Source organism: Serratia sp. CY47444 (assembly GCF_052168635.1).
GTDB lineage: Bacteria > Pseudomonadota > Gammaproteobacteria > Enterobacterales > Enterobacteriaceae > Serratia > Serratia bockelmannii.
In genome coordinates this window covers 359900-379483 of the sequence record NZ_JBJNMH010000001.1, presented here as the reverse complement: position 1 = coordinate 379483, position 19584 = coordinate 359900, and the positions used below count along the sequence as shown (strand labels likewise).

At 60.2% G+C, this 19584-nt stretch carries 19 protein-coding genes, 1 pseudogene and 1 other annotated feature; of the genes and pseudogenes, 8 read left to right on the top strand and 12 right to left on the bottom strand.

Annotated elements, in window-relative coordinates; all coding sequences use genetic code 11:
- Positions 1-25 precede the first annotated feature (25 nt).
- Positions 26-454, bottom strand: coding sequence for an acyl-CoA thioester hydrolase YciA (gene yciA / locus ACJ8IL_RS01690; protein WP_004932085.1), 429 nt, complete (start codon positions 452-454; stop codon positions 26-28).
- A gap of 76 nt (positions 455-530) precedes the next feature.
- Positions 531-1070: a septation protein A gene (locus tag ACJ8IL_RS01685; RefSeq protein WP_016927511.1), complete on the bottom strand. Its 540-nt coding sequence runs from the start codon at positions 1068-1070 to the stop codon at positions 531-533.
- Positions 1071-1292: 222 nt separating this feature from the next.
- Between ACJ8IL_RS01685 and ACJ8IL_RS01680 the strand changes: the two genes are divergently transcribed.
- Positions 1293-2996: a SulP family inorganic anion transporter gene (locus ACJ8IL_RS01680; protein ID WP_025303055.1), complete on the top strand. Its 1704-nt coding sequence runs from the start codon at positions 1293-1295 to the stop codon at positions 2994-2996.
- Between the two features lie 53 nt (positions 2997-3049).
- Here the strand turns inward: ACJ8IL_RS01680 and ACJ8IL_RS01675 are convergent, their stop codons facing one another.
- Both ACJ8IL_RS01675 and ACJ8IL_RS01670 read right to left on the bottom strand, forming a co-directional pair.
- Positions 3050-3802, bottom strand: coding sequence for a YciC family protein (locus tag ACJ8IL_RS01675; RefSeq protein ID WP_016927513.1), 753 nt, complete (start codon positions 3800-3802; stop codon positions 3050-3052).
- A 34-nt stretch (positions 3803-3836) separates the two neighbouring features.
- Entirely contained in the window at positions 3837-4277 is a 441-nt protein-coding gene (locus ACJ8IL_RS01670; RefSeq protein ID WP_060423779.1) for a YkgJ family cysteine cluster protein, read from the bottom strand.
- 286 nt (positions 4278-4563) lie between these two features.
- Between ACJ8IL_RS01670 and ompW the strand changes: the two genes are divergently transcribed.
- Positions 4564-5196 carry an outer membrane protein OmpW gene (ompW, locus tag ACJ8IL_RS01665; protein WP_016927514.1) on the top strand — a complete coding sequence of 211 codons (633 nt, stop codon included), beginning with the start codon at positions 4564-4566 and terminating at the stop codon, positions 5194-5196.
- A 44-nt stretch (positions 5197-5240) separates the two neighbouring features.
- Here the strand turns inward: ompW and ACJ8IL_RS01660 are convergent, their stop codons facing one another.
- The 6 genes and pseudogenes from ACJ8IL_RS01660 to ACJ8IL_RS01635 form a co-directional block, all read right to left on the bottom strand.
- The gene (locus ACJ8IL_RS01660; RefSeq protein WP_025303053.1) at positions 5241-5555 is read right to left on the bottom strand and encodes a BON domain-containing protein; all 315 of its coding nucleotides are present in this window, start codon (positions 5553-5555) and stop codon (positions 5241-5243) included.
- A 217-nt stretch (positions 5556-5772) separates the two neighbouring features.
- The gene (gene trpA / locus ACJ8IL_RS01655; RefSeq protein ID WP_025303052.1) at positions 5773-6579 is read right to left on the bottom strand and encodes a tryptophan synthase subunit alpha; all 807 of its coding nucleotides are present in this window, start codon (positions 6577-6579) and stop codon (positions 5773-5775) included.
- A complete protein-coding gene (trpB, locus tag ACJ8IL_RS01650; RefSeq protein WP_060433180.1) occupies positions 6579-7769 on the bottom strand; it encodes a tryptophan synthase subunit beta in 1191 nt (396 codons plus the stop codon). Before trpB ends, trpA begins: the two co-directional genes overlap by 1 nt.
- Positions 7770-7810: 41 nt before the next feature.
- Entirely contained in the window at positions 7811-9172 is a 1362-nt protein-coding gene (gene trpCF / locus ACJ8IL_RS01645) for a bifunctional indole-3-glycerol-phosphate synthase TrpC/phosphoribosylanthranilate isomerase TrpF (RefSeq protein WP_192839714.1), read from the bottom strand.
- 3 nt (positions 9173-9175) lie between these two features.
- Positions 9176-10772, bottom strand: a pseudogene (trpD, locus tag ACJ8IL_RS01640) (bifunctional anthranilate synthase glutamate amidotransferase component TrpG/anthranilate phosphoribosyltransferase TrpD).
- A complete protein-coding gene (locus tag ACJ8IL_RS01635; RefSeq protein ID WP_025303047.1) occupies positions 10772-12334 on the bottom strand; it encodes an anthranilate synthase component 1 in 1563 nt (520 codons plus the stop codon). The pseudogene trpD and the gene ACJ8IL_RS01635 overlap by 1 nt, the downstream one beginning before the upstream one ends.
- Before the next feature lie 24 nt (positions 12335-12358).
- Positions 12359-12462, bottom strand: a sequence feature (Trp leader region).
- A gap of 252 nt (positions 12463-12714) precedes the next feature.
- Here ACJ8IL_RS01635 and rnm point away from each other — a divergent pair.
- From rnm to rluB, 5 genes are all read left to right on the top strand, one after another.
- Positions 12715-13596, top strand: coding sequence for an RNase RNM (gene rnm / locus ACJ8IL_RS01630; protein ID WP_049205503.1), 882 nt, complete (start codon positions 12715-12717; stop codon positions 13594-13596).
- 47 nt (positions 13597-13643) lie between these two features.
- Positions 13644-14264 carry an L-threonylcarbamoyladenylate synthase gene (locus ACJ8IL_RS01625; RefSeq protein WP_025303045.1) on the top strand — a complete coding sequence of 207 codons (621 nt, stop codon included), beginning with the start codon at positions 13644-13646 and terminating at the stop codon, positions 14262-14264.
- A gap of 115 nt (positions 14265-14379) precedes the next feature.
- Positions 14380-14739: a Rap1a/Tai family immunity protein gene (locus tag ACJ8IL_RS01620; RefSeq protein WP_025303044.1), complete on the top strand. Its 360-nt coding sequence runs from the start codon at positions 14380-14382 to the stop codon at positions 14737-14739.
- Positions 14740-14888: 149 nt separating this feature from the next.
- Positions 14889-15686: an alpha/beta fold hydrolase gene (locus ACJ8IL_RS01615; protein WP_049205501.1), complete on the top strand. Its 798-nt coding sequence runs from the start codon at positions 14889-14891 to the stop codon at positions 15684-15686.
- Between the two features lie 162 nt (positions 15687-15848).
- Entirely contained in the window at positions 15849-16754 is a 906-nt protein-coding gene (gene rluB, locus ACJ8IL_RS01610; protein ID WP_025303042.1) for a 23S rRNA pseudouridine(2605) synthase RluB, read from the top strand.
- Between the two features lie 38 nt (positions 16755-16792).
- On the opposite strand, the gene cobO is transcribed toward rluB, so the two are convergent.
- Both cobO and ACJ8IL_RS01600 read right to left on the bottom strand, forming a co-directional pair.
- The gene (cobO, locus tag ACJ8IL_RS01605) at positions 16793-17383 is read right to left on the bottom strand and encodes a cob(I)yrinic acid a,c-diamide adenosyltransferase (RefSeq protein WP_025303041.1); all 591 of its coding nucleotides are present in this window, start codon (positions 17381-17383) and stop codon (positions 16793-16795) included.
- A gap of 13 nt (positions 17384-17396) precedes the next feature.
- Entirely contained in the window at positions 17397-18158 is a 762-nt protein-coding gene (locus tag ACJ8IL_RS01600; protein ID WP_197822943.1) for a YciK family oxidoreductase, read from the bottom strand.
- A 359-nt stretch (positions 18159-18517) separates the two neighbouring features.
- On the opposite strand from ACJ8IL_RS01600, the gene sohB reads away from it, so the two are divergent.
- On the top strand, positions 18518-19564 hold the full coding sequence (gene sohB / locus ACJ8IL_RS01595) for a protease SohB (RefSeq protein WP_442516310.1): 1047 nt from the start codon (positions 18518-18520) through the stop codon (positions 19562-19564).
- The last annotated feature ends 20 nt before the right edge of the window (positions 19565-19584 follow it).

Below are 19584 nucleotides of genomic sequence, written 5' to 3'. Positions count from 1 at the left end.
CAGTATGCTGTTGGCTTCAATCATCTTATTCTTCGAAACCGACGCGGAAATTCATTTTGCCCTCAGGCAGCGCGCGCGAGTTGCCTTCCGCATCGACCGCCACATAGGTGAACACCGCTTCGGTCGCCCGGTAACGCTGGCCGATCGGGGCGGAAGAAACTTTCTTTACCCACACTTCGATATTAATGGTGATCGAGCTGCGCCCGGTGCGGATACAGTGCGCATAGCAGCAAACCACGTCGCCTACCGCCACCGGTTTCAGGAAGGTCATGCCGTCTACGCGTACCGTCACCACGCGCCCTTCGGCGATCTCTTTGGCCTGGATGGCGCCGCCGATATCCATTTGCGACATCAGCCAGCCGCCGAAGATATCACCGTTAGCATTGGTATCAGCCGGCATCGCCAGCGTGCGCAGCACCAGCTCGCCGCTGGGTAAAGGTCGTTGTTGTGTCATAGCAGTCTGCTTTTAAAAGGAGGGAATAACATCATACTGCCCGCGGCAAGCGCCGCAGGCATTAACAATTTTGTAACTATTTTTTCTGTTCTTCCGGCATGTGCCGGTAAATATAGATACCGCTGAGGAGGGTGAAGACCAGCGTCAGTACCGTCAGGCCAAAGACTTTGAAATTGACCCAGACGCTTTGCGGTAGCCAGAAGGCGACATAGATGTTCGCCAGGCCGCAGGCCAGGAAGAAGATCGCCCAGGCTAGGTTAAGGTTGCTCCACACTTTGTCCGGCAGCGTCAGCTCTTTACCCAGCATGCGCTGAACCAGCGGTTTTTTGAGCACCCATTGGCTGATCAGCAGCGCCAGCGCGAACAGCGCGTAAATCACCGTGACCTTCCATTTGATGAACAAATCGTTGTGGAACACCAGCGTCAGGGTGCCGAATACCAGCACCATCAGGAAGGTGATCAACGTCATCTTCTCGACCTTGCGGTATTTCACCCAGGTGAACACCAGCGCCAGCGCGGTGGCGACAATTAACGCGCCGGAAGCAACGTAAATGTCGTACAGCTTGTAAAACGCGAAAAAGACAATTAACGGGAGGAAATCAAGAAACTGCTTCATAAATCAATCCATCATCTGTTCATCGGCCGACTATACCGGATTCGGCGAGCTCTGTGTACCGCCGGGCGTTGCCGATTATCGGCGTTTGGCCGGCGGATTTCTGCCGCGAAAGCAGGAATTTGCATAAACTTACGCAAGAAAGTGCCGGTACATTGCCAGCGCGGGCCGCAGGCCGCATAGTAAGTGTCATAATAACCAGATAATTTACCGCGGAAAACAAGCATGCAGTGGAAATCTCTCCAGGCCCTGACGCCTGGTTTGACGCATTTATTGGGCTATCAACGCAGTTGGCTCAAGCCGGATATTCGCGCCGGCCTTTCCGTCGCCGCCGTCGCCCTCCCGGTGGCCATCGCCTACGCCGAACTGGCCGGGGTCAGCCCGGTGGTGGGGCTCTACTCCTGTATCTTGCCGATGATGGCCTACGCGCTGTTCGGCTCGTCGCGCCAGCTGATCGTCGGGCCCGACGCTGCCACCTGCGCGGTGATCGCCGCAGTGGTGACGCCGCTGGCAGCGGGCAATATGGAACGCCATTGGCAACTGACCATTATGATGACCGCCATGATGGGCGGCTGGTGCCTGCTGGCCAGCCGGTTCAAGCTGGGGGCGCTGGCGGATTTGCTGTCGCGGCCGATCCTCAGTGGGCTGCTGAACGGGGTGGCGATCACCATTATTGTCGATCAGATCGGCAAGGTGTTGGGGTTTACGATGCGCCCGGCACAGCTGATCGAGCGCATCTACGCGCTGCCCGGTAACCTGCTGCACAGCGACTGGCTGACGATGGCGGTGTCGTTGCTGACGCTGGTGACGCTGCTCGGATTTAAAAAATGGCGGCCTAACTGGCCGGCGCCGCTGTTCGCTATCGTGCTGGCGGCGTTCGTGACCTGGGCGGGCGGCCTGCAGCAGCATGGCGTGGTGACGGTGGGCGGTTTCAGCGGCGTGCTGCCGATCGTCCAGTGGCCGGACTTCCAGCCCGGTTTGCTGCGCGACATGGTGATCCCGGCGCTTAACCTGGCGGTGGTGAGTTTTGTCAGCATGATGCTCACCGCCCGCAGCTTCGCCGCCAAAAACGGTTATGAGGTGAACGCCGACGCCGAGTTTCGCGCGCTGGGGCTGGTGAATATCGTCTCTGCGCTGTCGCAAGGTTTCGCCATCAGCGGCGCGGATTCGCGCACCGCGGTGAATGATGCCAACGGCGGCAAGAGCCAACTGGTGTCGATCATCGCCGCCGCGGTCATTGCCTTTGTCTTGCTGTTCCTGATGGCGCCGCTGCAGTTTATTCCGGTGGCCGGGTTGGGCGTGGTGCTGATGTATGCGGCCTGGTCGCTGCTGGACATCCGCGGCATCTGGATCTTGCGCCGTCGCAACGCGCAGGCGTTCCGCCTGGCGCTGTTTACCTTCCTCAGCGTGCTGCTGGTGGGGGTGATCAGCGGCATTGGGCTGGCGGTGTTGCTGGGGCTGATGCAGTTTCTGCGCACCGTCTTCCGGCCGACGGAACAGCTGCTGGGCGTCAACGACGAAGGCATGATCCATTCCATGGGCAATAACAATGGGGTGAAGGCGGTGCCTGGCGTCATGATGTATCGCTTCAATTCGCCGCTGACCTATTTCAACGTGGCGTATTTCAAACGCCGTATTCTCAATTTGGTCGACGGCACGCCGTTCCAGCCACGTTGGGTGGTGGTGGATGCGGTGGCCAGTTTCACCCACGCCGATATCAGCGTGCTGGCGGCCATCGACGAACTGAAACGCGACCTGTTACAGCGTAACGTAAGGCTAGTGCTGGCGGGGCGCCGCACCGAGCTGACGCGTTGGTTCCGCATCAACCGCTTAGGGCGCGACAAAGAGCTGATTTTGGTGCCGGACCTGTATCTGGCCCTGAAACTGATTCAGAGTAAGGAGCAGGCGGAAGCCGCCGTGGTGGGGTAAACAAAAAAAGGGGCGCGCCGAAGCGTGCCCCTTGGGTTTTGGTCGCGTCGACGTTAGCCGCGCAGCAGCATGTACAGACGGAACAGGTAGATCAGCAGCAGAGCAGACACCAGGTTGCTCAACGCGGTCAGTACCACGCTGGCGACGTTCGGCGTCAGTACCGACAGATGGCTCACCAAAAACAGTACCAGCAGCTTGGCCGCCAGCCACAGCATCATCGCCGGCACCAGCACGCGCGCATTGGCGAAGGCTAATTTGCTGCTCAGCTTGAGCGAAGCGAAGACGCCTTTTTTGTCGACGGAGGCGATCACCGGCGCCAGTGCGAAGGCGATAGCCATCAGCACGCCCGGCACCACAAACAGCGTCAGGCCAAGTTGGATCAGCAGGGTGCAGATAAACAGCAGCAACAACAGGCGCGGCAGATCGGGCGCCGAAGCGCCGAGCGCGCGCAGGGCGCTGGTGCGTTGCCCTTGCGACACCAGACGGATCAGCGTCAGCATCCCGCCGACCAGCAGCACGTTGCCGACCAGCGCGGAGAAGGTGGCGGCCGCCGACACTTTCAGCAACACCATCTGCTGTTCCGGCGTCATCTGCTGGATCACTTCCTGAATGCCCATGCCGGTAGAGGAAGCGAAATCGCTGGTGGTGGCAGCGAGCGTCGCCAACTGTTCGGCATCGGGGCTGAAGGCCTGATTCAGCAGCACGGAGATAAACGCCGTCAACAGCGCCAGCATCAGGATGCTGGCCAGTTGATTGCGTAAAAAGTTAAAACTGTCACGGTACAAAGCGTTGGCCGTGATAGGCATGCAGACTCCTTGGCGTCGGGAAAACAGAGATAAATCAGTGGGTGATTGTACCCTGTTCCACGCCGCTGTGGCACCCCGCGAATTGCACTACGCCTATTTCTTCAACGATCGTCGTCTCAGGCAGCGATAGCGGCAAGGGCACCGGCAAGGGGGGCAGGCCGTAGCGTTCCCGGGCGCGATCGCAGGCTTCGTTACGCAGGCCGTTTTCACCGGACTGATCGAACTCTCTGCACGGGCTGGGCCGATTGAGGTAGATCGAGCAGGACACGGCTTTGCCGATCTCGCCGTCCAGCGCGTTACAGCGCGGGGACTTGCTGTTGGTCCCCTGCATACAGCGCAGGAACGGGCTCAAAGGCTCCGTCAGGGAAAGGGGGACGGTGCCGCCGCCGTCTTCGGCTTCGGCCCAATAGAATGACACTCGAAAATAACCGCAGCATGCGCCGCAGCTGACACAGGGATTAAGGATTTCGCTCATCTTGATTGCCCGCCGACTCCTCACGGCACCAACCAAAACCAACACGGAAAATGAAATTACCTCAGCCGCATTTTTCTCCGCAACTGAAATTTGAACATGTAGATAATTTGCAACAAAATCGTTTTTTTGATGCAGATCAATCCTCGATTTATTAGACGGTTAGGTAACCTTGTTTTTAGTGGGATTTTAAATTTTTACACATAAGATGTGATCTCGATGGGATCACAAATACCCGAAAGTAGGTATATTCCCCCTCGAGCGATTAACCACACAAATGGAATGGATAATGAAAAAGACAACTCTGATGGTATTGGCGACGATGATGGCGCCTATGTTGGCAAGTGCGCATCAGGCCGGTGATTTCCTGTTCCGCGCGGGAACCGCGACCGTGCGTCCAAATGCGGGTTCAGACAACGTACTGGGGTTGGGCTCGCTGGATGCGAAAAACAACACCCAGCTCGGTCTGACCTTCGGTTACATGGTGACGGACAACATCGGCGTTGAGTTGTTGGCCGCAACGCCATTCCGCCACAAGGTGACGCTGGGCGGTACCGATCTGGCGACCGTTCACCAACTGCCGCCTACGCTGATGGCGCAATACTACTTCGGCGACAAGCAGGACAAACTGCGTCCTTACCTGGGCGTTGGCGTTAACTACACCACCTTCTTCGACGAGAAGTTCAACGACTACGGCAAAAGCGCCGGGTTGAGCGACCTCGATCTGAAAGATTCCTGGGGCGTGGCGGCGCAGGCCGGCCTGGATTACAACCTGGATGAGCACTGGATGCTGAACATGTCGGTGTGGTGGATGAACATCGAAACCAAAACTCGCTTCAACGATGCGAATGGTGGGCACCATAGCTTCGATACGCGTCTGGATCCGTGGGTGTTCATGTTCGGGGCGGGTTACCGCTTCTGATGAAGGCTTCAAGCAGGGAGGCGTTGCGCCTCCCTGTGTCGGTATTATTTAATCTGCATCACGTTTTCAACAGATTTCACGCCGGCTACACCGCGTGTGACCTGCACCGCACGGTTGGCGTCATCGCTGGACGTCACGAAGCCGCTCAGCTGTACGCGCCCTTTAAAGGTTTCCACGCTAATCTCGCGTGACTTGATGTTTTTATCCGCCAGCAACGCCGATTTCACTTTGGTGGTGACCACAGTGTCATCGATATAACCGCCTGTTCCCTCTGATTTTGCCGTCGGCGCGCAAGCGCTCACCGCGACCGCCACAACGGCTGCCATGCACAAGGCCGAAAGGGTTTTAAACAGCTTCATAAATTACTCTCCATGCAATGTTATGGTTGAAATTCGCTACGGTTTTTCGCCGCAGCGAGCGCATTCCCCAAATCAAACGAAGAAATGCATAGCGAACAAAGTTCATTGTGAGACAAGACTGGGTTTTGTTCAAATTTTTGCTGTAAATAAATGGAACAAACTTTGAAGGGAAACAAGCTGTTAAAGCGAGCGCCGGCAGGGCGCTCGCTAAAGAGGATCACGCCCGGGTGGCGCGCTTCATATTGCTGACAAAGGCCGCCAGCTTAGTCAGCATCTCCGCCGGGTTGGCATGGTGCTGTTCGATGATTTTGACGATTGCCGAGCCGGAGATCGCGCCGGCGGCCCCGGCCTGCAGCGCCGCCTTCACCTGCTCGGGTTCGGAGATGCCGAAGCCCTGCAGCGGCGGCGCGGCGTGATACTCGCGCAGCTTGTTCACCAGGTGATGCAACGGCAGCTGCGCTCGGCTTTCGGTGCCGGTGACGCCGGCGCGCGACAGCAGGTAGGTGTAGCCGCGGCCGTGCGACGCGATTTCACGCAGCAGATCGTCATCGGCGTTCGGCGGGCAGATGAAGATCGGTGCGATACCGTGGCGAATGGCCGCGGCGCGGAACGGCGCAGACTCTTCAAACGGCACGTCGGCGACCAGCACCGAATCCACGCCCACTTCGGCGCAGCGTTGGTAAAACGCATCGATGCCTTTATGGAACACCAGATTGGCGTACATCAGCAGCCCAATGGGAATGGTCGGGTGCTTCTGGCGGATGGCCGCCAGCATCTCGAAGCACTGGGTCGGCGTGACGCCGGCGGCGAAAGCGCGCAGCGTCGCGCTCTGGATAGTGGGGCCATCCGCCAGCGGATCGGAGAAGGGGATGCCCAACTCCAGCGCGTCCGCACCGGCTTCGATCAGGGTGTCGATAATCTGCAGCGATAGCGTCGGATTGGGATCGCCTAACGTCACGAACGGGACGAAGGCGCCTTCCTTGCTGCTTTCCAAACGCGTGAACAGTTGCTGATAACGTTCCATCAGATTTCTCCCCGTGCTTTCAAAATGTCGTGAACGGTAAATATGTCTTTGTCGCCGCGGCCGGACAGGTTGACCACCAAGATTTGCTCTTTTTGCGGCGTTTCACGGATCATTTTCAGCGCGTGCGCCAGGGCGTGTGAGGATTCCAGCGCCGGGATGATGCCTTCATGGCGCGACAGCGCCTTGAACGCTTCCAGCGCTTCGTCGTCGGTGATCGACACGTATTCGGCGCGGCCGGTGCTGTTCAGGAAGGCGTGCTGCGGCCCGACGGACGGGAAGTCCAGCCCGGCGGAGATCGAATAGGATTCTTCAATCTGGCCTTCGGCGGTCTGCATCATCGGCGCCTTCATGCCGAAGTAGATGCCGACGTGGCCATGCTTGAGCGGCGCGCCGTGCTGACCGGTTTCGATGCCCAGGCCGGCAGGTTCCACCCCGATCAGCCCAACGTCGGCGTCATCGATAAAATCGGCGAACATGCCGATGGCGTTGGAGCCGCCGCCGACGCAGGCGATGACCGCATCCGGCAGGCGGCCTTCGCGCTCCAGCACCTGCGCTTTGGTTTCTTCGCCGATCATGCGCTGGAATTCACGCACGATGGTGGGGTACGGGTGCGGGCCGGCGGCGGTGCCGAGCATATAGTGCGCGGTTTCATAGCTGCCGGACCAGTCGCGCAACGCTTCGTTGCAGGCGTCTTTCAGGGTGGCGGAGCCGCTGTGCACCGGGATCACTTCCGCGCCCATCAGCCGCATGCGGAACACGTTTGGCGACTGGCGCTCGACGTCTTTGGCGCCCATATAGATGCGGCATTTCAGGCCGAGCAGCGCGCAGGCCAGCGCCGACGCGACGCCGTGTTGGCCTGCGCCGGTTTCCGCGATGATCTCGGTTTTGCCCATGCGCTTGGCCAGCAACGCCTGGCCCAGCACCTGGTTGGTCTTGTGTGCGCCGCCGTGCAGCAGGTCTTCACGCTTCAGATAAAGCTTGGTGTTGCTGCCGGCGGTGAGGTTTTTGCACAGCGTCAGCGCCGTCGGGCGGCCTGCGTAGTTCTTTAGCAGATCGATGAATTCCGCCTGAAACGCCGGATCGCGCTGAGCGCTGACAAAGGCTTCTTCCAGTTGTTTCAGGGCCGGCATCAGAATTTGCGGCACATACTGGCCACCAAATTCGCCGAAGTAGGGGTTAAGCAGCGTCATGAGAGTTCCCGTTATTATCCGTTATTAATGTTGAGCCGTATTCAGTAGGCGCGCAGGGTCTGGAAGACCGAGGCCAGGCGCGCGGGATCTTTGATGCCCGGTTCGCTTTCCACGCCGGAGTTGAAGTCCAGCCCGGCGCAGCCGAGCTTGGCCGCTTCGACGCAGTTGTCGGCGCGCAGGCCGCCCGCCAGCATCACGTTAGTCAGATCTTCGTCTTGCAATACCGACCAGTCGAAGCGTTGGCCGGTGCCACCGGCACCGTTGTCGAGCAGGTAGCGATCGACATACTGCAAATCGCGCGCCGGCACCCGATCTTTCACGCTCAGCGCTTTCCAGATGCGGCAATCGGCCGGCAAGCGGGCGCGCAGGGCGCTGATATAAGCCTGGTCTTCCGCGCCGTGTAATTGCACCGCGTGCAGACCGAGGCGCTCAACGGTCAACGCCACGGTCTCGACCTGGGCGTCGCAGAATACGCCGACGTACTTCAGCGGCGCGCCGGAAATCACTTCGCGGGCGCGGGTGATATCCACGTAGCGCGGGGAGCGGCCGACGAAAATCAGCCCGCCGTAGATGGCGCCCGCCTGATACGCGGCGGCGGCGTCCTGTGGGCGGGTCAGGCCGCACACTTTGTTGTCGCCCAGGATCACGCGGCGCACGGCGGCGCGCAGATCGGGTTCAGACATCAGCGCGCTGCCGATCAGGAAGCCGTTGGCGTAATGGCTCAGCTCGCGGATCTGCCCATAGTTGTTGATGCCCGACTCGCTGATCACCGTCACGCCATGCGGCACGCGCGGCGCCAGTTGACGAGTACGGTCCAGATCGATGCTCAGATCGCGCAGATCGCGATTATTGATGCCGACCACGCGCGCTTCCAGCGCGATCGCCCGCTGCAGCTCTTCTTCACTGATCACTTCGGTCAGCACGCCCATATTGAGGCTGTGGGCCACCGCGGCCAGCTGGCGGTACTGCTCGTCGGTTAACACCGACAGCATCAGCAGAATGGCGTCGGCCTGATAGTAGCGCGCCAGGTAAATCTGATACGGGTCGACGATAAAGTCTTTGCACAATACCGGCTGGCTGACGGTCTTACTGACCAGCGGCAGGAAATCGAAGCTGCCCTGGAAGTATTTCTCGTCGGTCAGCACCGAGATCGCCGAGGCGAAATCTTTATAGACCGTGGCGATCTCCACCGGATCAAAGCTCTCGCGAATCAGCCCCTTGGAAGGCGAGGCCTTCTTGCATTCGAGAATGAAAGCCGTACGGGTGCCCTGCAGCGCGTGGTAGAAGCTGCGTTCGCTCGGTACGATGTCATTCTGAAAGCCGGCCAGGGGCTGTTGCTGTTGTCGCGCCGCGATCCATTGCGCTTTGTCGCGGACAATCTTGTGTAGCACGGTTTCCTGCATCATTTATCCTCTTGCCGCCAGTGCGATGACACGCTCATAGGCCTGCCCGCTGTTGATCATATCCAGTGCCTGCCGCGCATTTTGGCGCAGGTCTTCATGTCCGAATAACTTCAGAAGCAACGCGACGTTGGCCGCGACCGCCGCGGCGTGCGCCGGCTCGCCTTTACCTTGTAACAGCCGCGCCAAAATGTCACGGTTTTCTTCCGGCGTGCCGCCCAGCAAGGCTTCCAGCGGATAGGTTTCCAATCCGAAGGACTGCGGCGTGAGCTGGTAGCTGCTGATTTCGCCGTTGTTCAATTCCGCTACGTGCGTCGGGGCGTGGATCGCCACCTCGTCCATGCCGCCGCCGTGAACCACCGCCGCACGTTGATAACCCAGCACGCGCAGGGTTTCGGCAATCGGCAGCACCAGTTCCGGGCTGTATACGCCGATCAGCGCCAGCGGCGGACGCGCCGGGTTAATCAGCGGGCCCAGCACGTTGAACAGCGTGCGGGTCTTCAGCTGCTGGCGCACCGGCATGGCGTGGCGAAAACCGGTGTGGTACTGCGGCGCGAACAGGAAGCACACGCCGAGGTCGTCCAGCGCCTTGCGCGCTTCTTCCGCCGGCAGATCCAGACGGATGCCGAACGCCGCCAGCAGATCCGAAGAGCCGGAACGGCTGGAGACGCTGCGGTTGCCGTGTTTGGCGATTTTCGCGCCGCACGCCGCCGCCACAAAGGCGCTGGCGGTGGAAATATTGATGCTGTTGGTGCCGTCGCCGCCGGTGCCGACGATATCGGCGAACGGGTAGTCAGGGCGCGGAAACGGCTGAGCGTCGTCCAGCAGCGCTTTGGCGGCGCCGGCGATCTCTTCCGGGCGCTCGCCGCGGACTTTCATGCTGATCAACGCCGCCGCCAGTTGGCTAGGTTCCAGTTCGCCGCGCACGATGGCGCTGAACAGCTGTTGGCTTTCCTGCTGGCTCATCGACTCGGCGCGGTACAGTTTCTCAAGAATAGGTTGCATCGTCGTGTTCCTTATATTACTTCGCCAGCGCCCAGGCGAGGGTCTGCTCAAGCAGGCGCGCGCCATGGGTGGTCAGAATCGATTCCGGGTGGAACTGGAAGCCGCACACGCGGCGACGGTCGTCGCGCACCGCCATCACCATCTCGCCGAAATGGGCGTTGACGGTGAGATCGGCCGGGATGTTGCTGCCGACCAGCGAGTGGTAGCGCGCCACCGGCAGCGGGTTGGCCATGCCGGCGAACATGCCTTCGCCATCGTGAGCGATCGCCGAGGCTTTGCCGTGCAGGATCTCACCCGCCTGGCCGACCTGGCCGCCGTAGGCTTCGACGATCGCCTGGTGGCCGAGGCAGATGCCGATAATCGGCAGCCGGCCGCGCAGGCGCTGCAGCAGTTCCGGCATGCAGCCCGCTTCGGACGGCGTGCCGGGGCCGGGCGACAGCATCAGCACCGGCTGAGTCATGTGCTCCAGGCGTTCGATGATCACCTCGGCGGCGATCTGGTTACGGTAAATCACCACCTGGTGGCCGCTGGCGCGCAGCTGATCGACCAGGTTGTAGGTAAAGGAGTCGACGTTGTCGAGCAGCAGGATATCGGCCATCAGAACACCTCCTTGGCATGGTGCGCAGTGGCGATGGCGCGCAGCACGGCACGGGCTTTGTTGCGGGTTTCGTCGGCTTCCGCCTGCGGGATGGAATCCAGTACCACACCGGCGCCGGCCTGCACGGTGGCGATGCCGTCTTCAACGTAGGCAGAGCGAATGACGATGCAGGTATCCAGATCGCCGGTGGCGGTGAAGTAGCCCACCGCGCCGCCGTAGCTGCCGCGGCGCGTGCCTTCTGAGGCGGCGATCAGCTGCATCGCCCGCACTTTCGGCGCGCCGCTGAGGGTGCCCATGTTCATGCAGGCCTGATAGGCGTGCAGCACGTCGAGATCGGCGCGCAGGGTGCCTACCACGCGGGAAACCAGGTGCATGACGAACGAATAGCGATCCACCTTGGTCAGGTCGGCCACGTAGCGGCTGCCGGCCTGGCAGATGCGTGCCAGATCGTTGCGCGCCAGATCGACCAGCATCAGGTGCTCGGCCAGCTCTTTGTGGTCGGTGCGCATTTCCAGCTCAATGCGGCTGTCGAGATCCAGATCCAGCGAACCATCGGCACGGCGTCCGCGCGGGCGGGTGCCGGCGATCGGGTAGATTTCGATCTGGCGATTGCCCGCGTCGTATTTCAGCGCGCTCTCCGGCGAAGCGCCGAACAGGGTGAAGTCATCATCCTGCATGAAGAACATGTACGGGCTGGGGTTGTTGTCTTTCAACGTCTGGTAGGCCGCCAGCGGCGCCGGGCACGGCAGGGTGAAGCGGCGCGACGGCACCACCTGGAAAATCTCGCCCTGGCGGATCGCTTCCTGCAGCTCGCTGACCACCGCGCCGTACTCTTCGTCGCTCTGGTTACAGCTCAGCTGCATGTTTTCCAGCGTTTGGTGCGGGATCGGCTGCGGGGTTTGTTGCAACTCGGCCTGAAGTTGTTCCAGACGTTGCTGCAAACGCTGCGCTTCACTCGCTTGTTCACTGAAGACGCTGGCCTGCAGACGGGCCGTACCGCGTTGGTGATCCAGCACCAGCAGGGTTTCTGCCAGATAGAAGCAGAAGTCCGGGCAGCGCTGATCCTGGCGCAGTGCCGGCAGGTCTTCGAAACCGGCGACCAAATCGTAGGCGAACAGGCCGCCCAGCATCACGGCTTCGCGCTCGTCCGCCGGTGAGTCCACCAGGGTCAGCAGCGTACGCAGCGCGTCGAACACCGACAGTGAGCGCAGGCGGGCATCTTCGTCCTGCACCGCGTCGATCGCCGGGAAGGTCAGCTCGCGGCCGTTGGGGCGTGCCTGGTTGCGTACCTCAGGCGGCAGCGCTTCGTCCAGCAGCGGCAGCAGCGCCGCGCCGTTGGCGGTCAGTGCCTGCACGCTGACGGTGTGGCCCAGTGCGGTAATGCGCAGCGCGCTGTCGATCACCAGCAGGCTCTGCAGATTCTGTTTGCTGTTGATTTCCGCCGATTCCAGCAGCAGGGTGGCCGGACGGGCGCCGCACAGCTGGTGGAAAAGGGTGGTGGGGTCGCCCCGGTAGCTGGCTTGCGCCTTCAGCAATGTCAGTTGTGGTTTGGTGTTCATCATCGGTGGTTCCAGTGAATTCTGTCCATAAAAAAGCCCGCATCAAGTGCGGGCTCAGGAAATCTGCATTGTCAGATGACAGCTATGCGCGATTACACCGCCCGCAAGAGGGAGGTACGCCACCAACCGTGAAGAGAAATATAGTTGTTCATTTGCCGACTCTCTCTGTTAACGCTCATCTGACACGGCCGTTGCCGTGAACTTGTGTACTAGTTAACTGGTTCGTGGCGGCAAAGTCAACCCTCTTTTTGCACAATGTTTTAGCGGCCAGGGTGAATTCTATTCATCATCCGCCTGGCGCCTGCGGCCAGGGCAGAATAGATTTCCGTCCGGCCGTCGATCGCGGGTATGATAGAAAACCAAGCCATTGCCGGATAGCCGTTTTGACAGACAGTAACCCCCCATCCACCGCTTTTACTCTGTACGATCTCCACAGCCACACGACCGCCTCCGACGGTTACCTGACGCCGACGCAGCTGGTACTGCGGGCGGTCGAGATGCGTGTAGGCGTGCTGGCGATCACCGATCACGATACCACCGCCGGATTGGCCGAGGCCGCCGCGGCCATTGCGGAGCAGGCGTTGCCGTTGCGGTTGGTCAACGGGGTTGAAATCTCGACGCTGTGGGAAAATCATGAAATTCATATCGTTGGGTTGGGCATGGACGTCACGCATCCGGCGCTGGTGGCACTGTTGGCGGAACAAACCGAACGCCGCAACTGGCGGGCGCAGGAGATTGGCGTGCGCCTGGGTAAAGCGCGGATCCCTGACGCCTATGCCGGCGCGCAACGGCTGGCGGGCGCCGGCGCGGTCACCCGCGGCCATTTCGCCCGTTACCTGGTGGAGCTTGGCGTGGCGAACAACATGGCGCAGGTGTTCAAGAAATACTTGGCCAAGGGCAAAACCGGCTACGTGCCGCCGCAGTGGTGTACAATAGAACAAGCCATTGATGCGATTCATCAATCGGGCGGTCAGGCGGTGATGGCGCATCCCGGCCGTTACGATCTGACCGCGAAGTGGTTGAAACGTTTACTGGCGCATTTCGCCGAACACGGCGGCGACGCCATGGAAGTGGCGCAGTGTCAGCAGGCGCCGCATGAGCGCGCGCAGCTGGCGAAATACGCGCAGGACTACCACCTGTTGGCCTCGCAAGGCTCTGATTTCCATCAACCTTGTTCGTGGATCGAACTGGGGCGCAAGCTGTGGCTGCCGGGCGGTGTCGAGCCAGTGTGGCGCGATTGGCCGCAACCGGGCCAGGCGGTCTGATTTTACGCGCGTGGCAACGCGCGCGGGCATCATTTTAGGAGCAAGTCATGAGTCAGCTTTTTTATATTCATCCGGACAACCCGCAGCCGCGTTTGATTAACCAGGCGGTCGACGTGCTACGCAAGGGCGGAGTGATCGTTTATCCCACCGATTCCGGCTATGCGTTGGGTTGCATGCTGGAAGAGAAGGCGGCGATGGAGCGCATTTGCCGTATCCGTCAACTGGACGGCAACCACAACTTTACCCTGATGTGCCGCGATCTGTCCGAATTATCGACCTATGCGCACGTCGATAACACGGCCTTCCGCCTGATCAAAAACAATACGCCGGGCCACTACACGTTCATTCTGAAGGCGACCAAAGAAGTGCCGCGCCGCCTGATGAATGAAAAGCGTAAAACTATCGGCCTGCGCGTGCCCTCAAACCCGATCGCGCTGGCGCTATTGGAGGCGTTGAACGAACCGATGATGTCCACCACCCTGATGCTGCCGGGCAATGATTTTGCCGAGTCCGATCCGGAAGAGATCAGCGATCATTTGGGCAAGGTGGTCGATCTGGTGATCCACGGCGGCTTCCTCGGCCAACAGCCGACAACGGTTATCGATCTGACCGAATCCACGCCAGAAGTGGTGCGCGAAGGGGCGGGCGACGCGGCGCCTTTCCGCTGATGTAAAAGGTTGCCACCTTGCCCATTGTCTGAAAATCGGCTGAAGCGAGGCTATTTCGCGTGAAAGCCGCTATTCTTGATTACTTCAGAATTGATAATGGGCAGGATGCGCAGCAATGATTAAACAGGTTTCTTTTTTAGCGGCCTTATTATTTTCCTCAATGGCAAATGCGGGTTTTTATTCAGGCAGCGGTTTGCTGGCGGAATCCGGCGGTTACGTAAAAAATAAAAGCGGTGAAGCCACCGTGGCCGAAGCGCTGAATGGTGGCATGTTTATGGGATACGTCGCCGGCGTATTCGATACCTATTCTATGCAGGGCAATCGCAATATCTGTCCGGCTGCCGGGATGAGCATCGGTGTCGCCGCCGACGCGGTGATGAAGTATTTGAACGAGCACCCAGAGCAACTGCATTATTCCGCTCCGTCGGTGATCATGCTGGCATTAAGCGCTGCCTATCCCTGCGTGCGCCATTAAGTTCCCGTTCCAATTAGTGCGCATTTTTTCATAAGATGCGCTCGGGGCGCATTCCGCACGAACTTCAATAGATCAATGCCTGCTGCGCTGTCACCTTATTCCCGTCGGTATTTCCCGAACGGGTCGGGGAGAGACGCGCAGGAGGTAATATGACCGCATTTCACAGTGCCAACATGATGCTCGACTATCAGGATATCGGCTCAGGGCCGCTCACGCTGGTGCTGTTGCCCGGCTGGTGCGAACCGAAAACCGTGTTCGAGCCGTTCATTGCTTTGGCGGCCGAACGTTATCGGGTGATCAACATCGACTGGCGGGGCCATGGCCTGTCGTCGAAAGCCGCGGAGATGTCGCTGACGGCGGACGATTTGCTGGAGGATGTGCGCCAACTGCTGACGGCGCTGCGTTTGGATAACGTGGTCACCCTGTCGGTGGCGCACGCCAGCTGGCTGGCGGTAGCGTTGGCTGAAGCGTTGCCGCAGAGGGTGCAGGGCATGGTGTTTCTCGACTGGATCATGACGCAGCCGGAACCGGCGTTCTTTACGGCGGTGAGCCGCATGCAGGAGCCGCAGCAGTGGCTGGCGGCGCGCGACGCCTTGTTCGACTTCTGGCAGGGCGGCATCCGCCACGATCGGGTCAAACGCCATCTGGAGGTTGAGATGGCGCAGGAAGATTACCGGCTCTGGCGTGCCGCCGGCGTGGCCATCGAACAGGCCTATCGGCAATTCGGCTCACCGCTGCAACGCCTGGCGGGAATGAGCGCACCGCCGCCGTGCCGGCACATCTACTCGTTGGATCGCCGTGACGACTATCTGCGGCAACAGCAGGCCTTTGCCGCCGAGCAGCCGTTTTTCTCCGTGGTGCGTCTCGGGGAGGCCCGCACTCACCTCGGCATTCTGGAACGGCCTGACTCGGTGCTGTGGGCTGTGGAGGATTTTTTGGCGCCGTGAACGCCGTCTGAAGGAGGGCACTGCCGATAAAGTGGGTTTCAACACCTTAGAAAGCCTGTATAATACGCGGTTCGATCCTGATAAACGTATTATGACCGTTGTGGCTGTTGGCCACGACGGTATCCCCCCGACGCCTGTGAAGGCGACATTAGAGGTTGCTCAATGAGCGAAAAGTTACAGAAAGTATTAGCGCGCGCCGGGCATGGCTCGCGTCGTGAAATCGAAACCATGATTGAAGCCGGGCGCGTCAGCGTCGACGGCAAGGTCGCCAAGCTGGGCGACCGCGTTGAAGTGACCCCGGCGATGAAAATTCGTCTGGATGGCCATGTCCTGTCGATCAAAGAATCCGAAGAGGTGGTTTGCCGGGTGCTGGCTTACTACAAACCGGAAGGCGAGCTGTGTACCCGCAGCGATCCTGAAGGCCGCCCGACGGTGTTCGATCGCTTGCCGAAGCTGCGCGGTTCACGCTGGGTGGCGGTAGGGCGACTGGACGTCAACACCTCCGGTCTGCTGCTGTTCACCACCGACGGTGAACTGGCCAACCGTCTGATGCACCCAAGCCGTGAAGTGGAACGTGAGTACGCGGTACGCGTGTTCGGCCAGGTTGACGATGCGAAAGTGAAGCAGCTGAGCAAGGGTGTGCAATTGGAAGACGGCCCGGCCGCCTTCCGCACTATCAGCTTCCAGGGCGGTGAAGGCCTCAACCAGTGGTACAACGTGACCCTGACCGAAGGCCGCAACCGTGAAGTGCGTCGCCTGTGGGAAGCGGTGGGCGTGCAGGTGAGCCGCCTGATCCGCGTGCGTTACGGCGACATCGATCTGCCGAAAGGCCTGCCGCGCGGCGGCTGGGCCGAACTGGACCTGCCGGCGATCAACTACCTGCGCGAGCTGGTGGAACTGAAGCCGGAAACGGTCAGCAAAATGCCGGTGGAGCGTGAGCGCCGCCGCGTGAAGGCTAACCAGATCCGCCGTGCGGTCAAGCGCCACTCCCAGGTAGCCGGCAGCGGCCGCCGCAGCGCGCCTGGCAGCAAACCGGGTAAACCGGGCAAGCCAAGCAAACGCAGCTAATCCCTCATTCTGGCCCCGTTCGGGGCCAGAACTTTTTGTTACCAATCGATCCCTTGTTGCGCCTTCACGCCTGCGTCGAACGCGTGTTTCACCGGTCGCATCTCCGTGACCGTATCAGCCAGTTCCAATAGATCGCGATGGCAACCGCGCCCGGTCAGGATCACCGTTTGGTGCACAGGGCGCCGCAGGAGCGCTTCCTTCAACTCGTCCAGCTCCAGATAGCCGTAGGTCAGCATGTAGGTCACTTCGTCCAGCAGCACCAGGTCCAGGCTGCTGTCGGCCAGCATGCGTTTACCGTGCTGCCACACCGCCTGGCAGGCGGCGGTGTCGCCGGCCTTGTTCTGCGTCTCCCAGGTGAAACCGGTGGCCATTACCTGAAATTCAACGCCGTGTTGCTGTAGCAGATTCTTTTCGCCATTGGGCCATTCGCCCTTGATGAACTGGATCACCCCGGCGCGCATGCCGTGGCCAACCGCCCGGGTGACGGTGCCGAAGGCGGCGGTGGTTTTACCCTTGCCGTTACCGGTAAACACCAGCAGCAGGCCGCGGGTATCCTGCGCCGCGGCGATGCGCGCATCAACCTGTTCTTTCAGGCGCTGCTGGCGCTGTTGATGACGATCTTCCGCCATGAAACGCTCCTTATTATTCAGCCGCGCCGGGTTTACGGTTCGGCTGCGCGTCGAAGCTCATGCCAGTTTTGCGGCGGCTGTCCTCGCCCATCAGATACAGGTACAACGGCATAATATCGGCGGGGGTCTTCAGTTTGTTCTTGTCTTCGTGTGGGAAGGCGGATGCGCGCATTTTGGTGCGGGTGCCACCCGGATTGATGCAGTTCACCCGCAAATTGCGAGTTTTGTACTCGTCGGCCAATACCTGCATCATGCCCTCGGTGGCGAACTTCGACACCGCATAGGCCCCCCAGTCTGCGCGGCCGGTACGCCCGACGCTGGAGCTGGTGAACACCAGCGAACCGGCGTGGGATTTCAGCAGCAGTGGCAACAGTGCCTGGGTCAGCATAAAGGTGGCGTTGACGTTAACCTGCATCACCTCTTGCCACATGGTTATCGACAGCTCGGCCATCGGCGCGATGTCGCCGAGCAGGCCGGCGTTGTGCAGCACGCCGTCAAGGCGGGGGATCTGGCTAGCCAGATCGTCGGCTATCTGCCGGCATTGCTCCTGAGTGGCGTGCAGCAAGTCCAGCGTCACCACCAAGGCCGGGGCGCCGCCCTGGGCCGCAATTTCTTGTTGTACCGCCAGCAGTTTGCTCTCGGTACGGCCCAGCAGCACCAGTTGGGCACCGAAGCGCGCGTAGGTCAGCGCCGCTTCACGGCCGATGCCGTCACCGGCGCCGGTAACTAAAATGATACGTTGTTCGAGCAGGTCTTGTTTGGGTTGGTAATGCACGATACATCCTCGCCTGGGTGGCTGTTCTCCCGCGAATATCGGGGAGCAAGGGTGAAACGCGCGGCCGGGGCGGGAGCAAAGGCTCGACCGTCTGCGGGCCGCGCAGCGAATCCGTCTCATCGTATTGATGAATAATGGGTGTTATATGCCTTAATCCGCGGGCATTTTCAATGCGTAGCAGGCTGAAATGGCATTCTTTTGTAACAAAAGCGCGGCAGCGGCGGCTTGGTTCGACCGTAAATCGTCCCCATAGTGATGCTCCGTGCGCAATGAATTTTCATTTAGCCGCGACAGCAGCCGCTGCGGTTGGCTAGAATGGAAAGAAGTATACTAACAACCTGTAAATAAAGGCGGAATCTGTGGAGTTTATATCTGTTTATGGCCTGTTTCTGGCCAAGGTCGCCACGGTGGTGCTCGCCATCGCCGCGTTGGCCATATTGGCGGTCAGCCTGGGGCAACGCAAGAGCCGCCAAAAAGGGGAGTTGCAGCTGACCGACCTCGGCGAACAGTATCGCGAGATGCAGCGCGATATGCGCCTGGCGCGCATGGATGCCGCCGAGCAGAAGGTCTGGCTGAAACAGTTCAAGAAGCAGACCAAATCTGATAACAAATTGAAGAAGCAGCGCGCCAAGTCCGGCGCGGTGGAAGTGGCCAAGCCGTGCCTGTATGTGCTGGATTTCAAAGGCAGCATGGACGCGCACGAGGTGACGTCGTTGCGTGAAGAGATCTCGGCGGTGCTGGCGGTGGCGTCGGCGCAGGATGAAGTCCTGCTGCGCCTGGAAAGCCCTGGCGGGGTGGTGCATGGCTATGGCCTGGCGGCCTCGCAGTTGGAGCGCCTGCGCAAGGGCGGCATTCGCCTGACGGTAGCGGTGGATAAAGTGGCGGCCAGCGGCGGCTACATGATGGCCTGCGTCGCGGATCGCATCGTGGCGGCACCGTTCGCCATCATCGGTTCCATCGGCGTGGTGGCGCAGATCCCGAACTTCCACCGCCTGCTGAAAAAGAATGACATCGACGTGGAGCTGCACACCGCCGGGCAGTTCAAACGCACGCTGACGCTGTTCGGTGAAAACACCGAGCAAGGGCGCGAGAAGTTTCGTGAAGATCTGAACGAAACCCACGAGCTGTTCAAGCGCTTCGTGCATGAGCAGCGCCCGTCGCTGGATATCGATAGCGTCGCCACCGGTGAGCACTGGTTCGGTTCTCAGGCCAAAGAAAAGGGGCTGATCGACGCCATCGGCACCAGCGACGATTTGCTGATCGCCGAGTTGGATAACCACGAAGTGATCGCCGTGCGCTACGCGCGCCGCAAACGCCTGATGGATCGCTTCACCGGCAGCGCGGCGGAAAGCGTCGATCGTTTACTGTTGCGCTGGTGGCAGCGTGGGAAAAAGCCGCTGCTGTAACGGCGGTGATAGCGTGAATC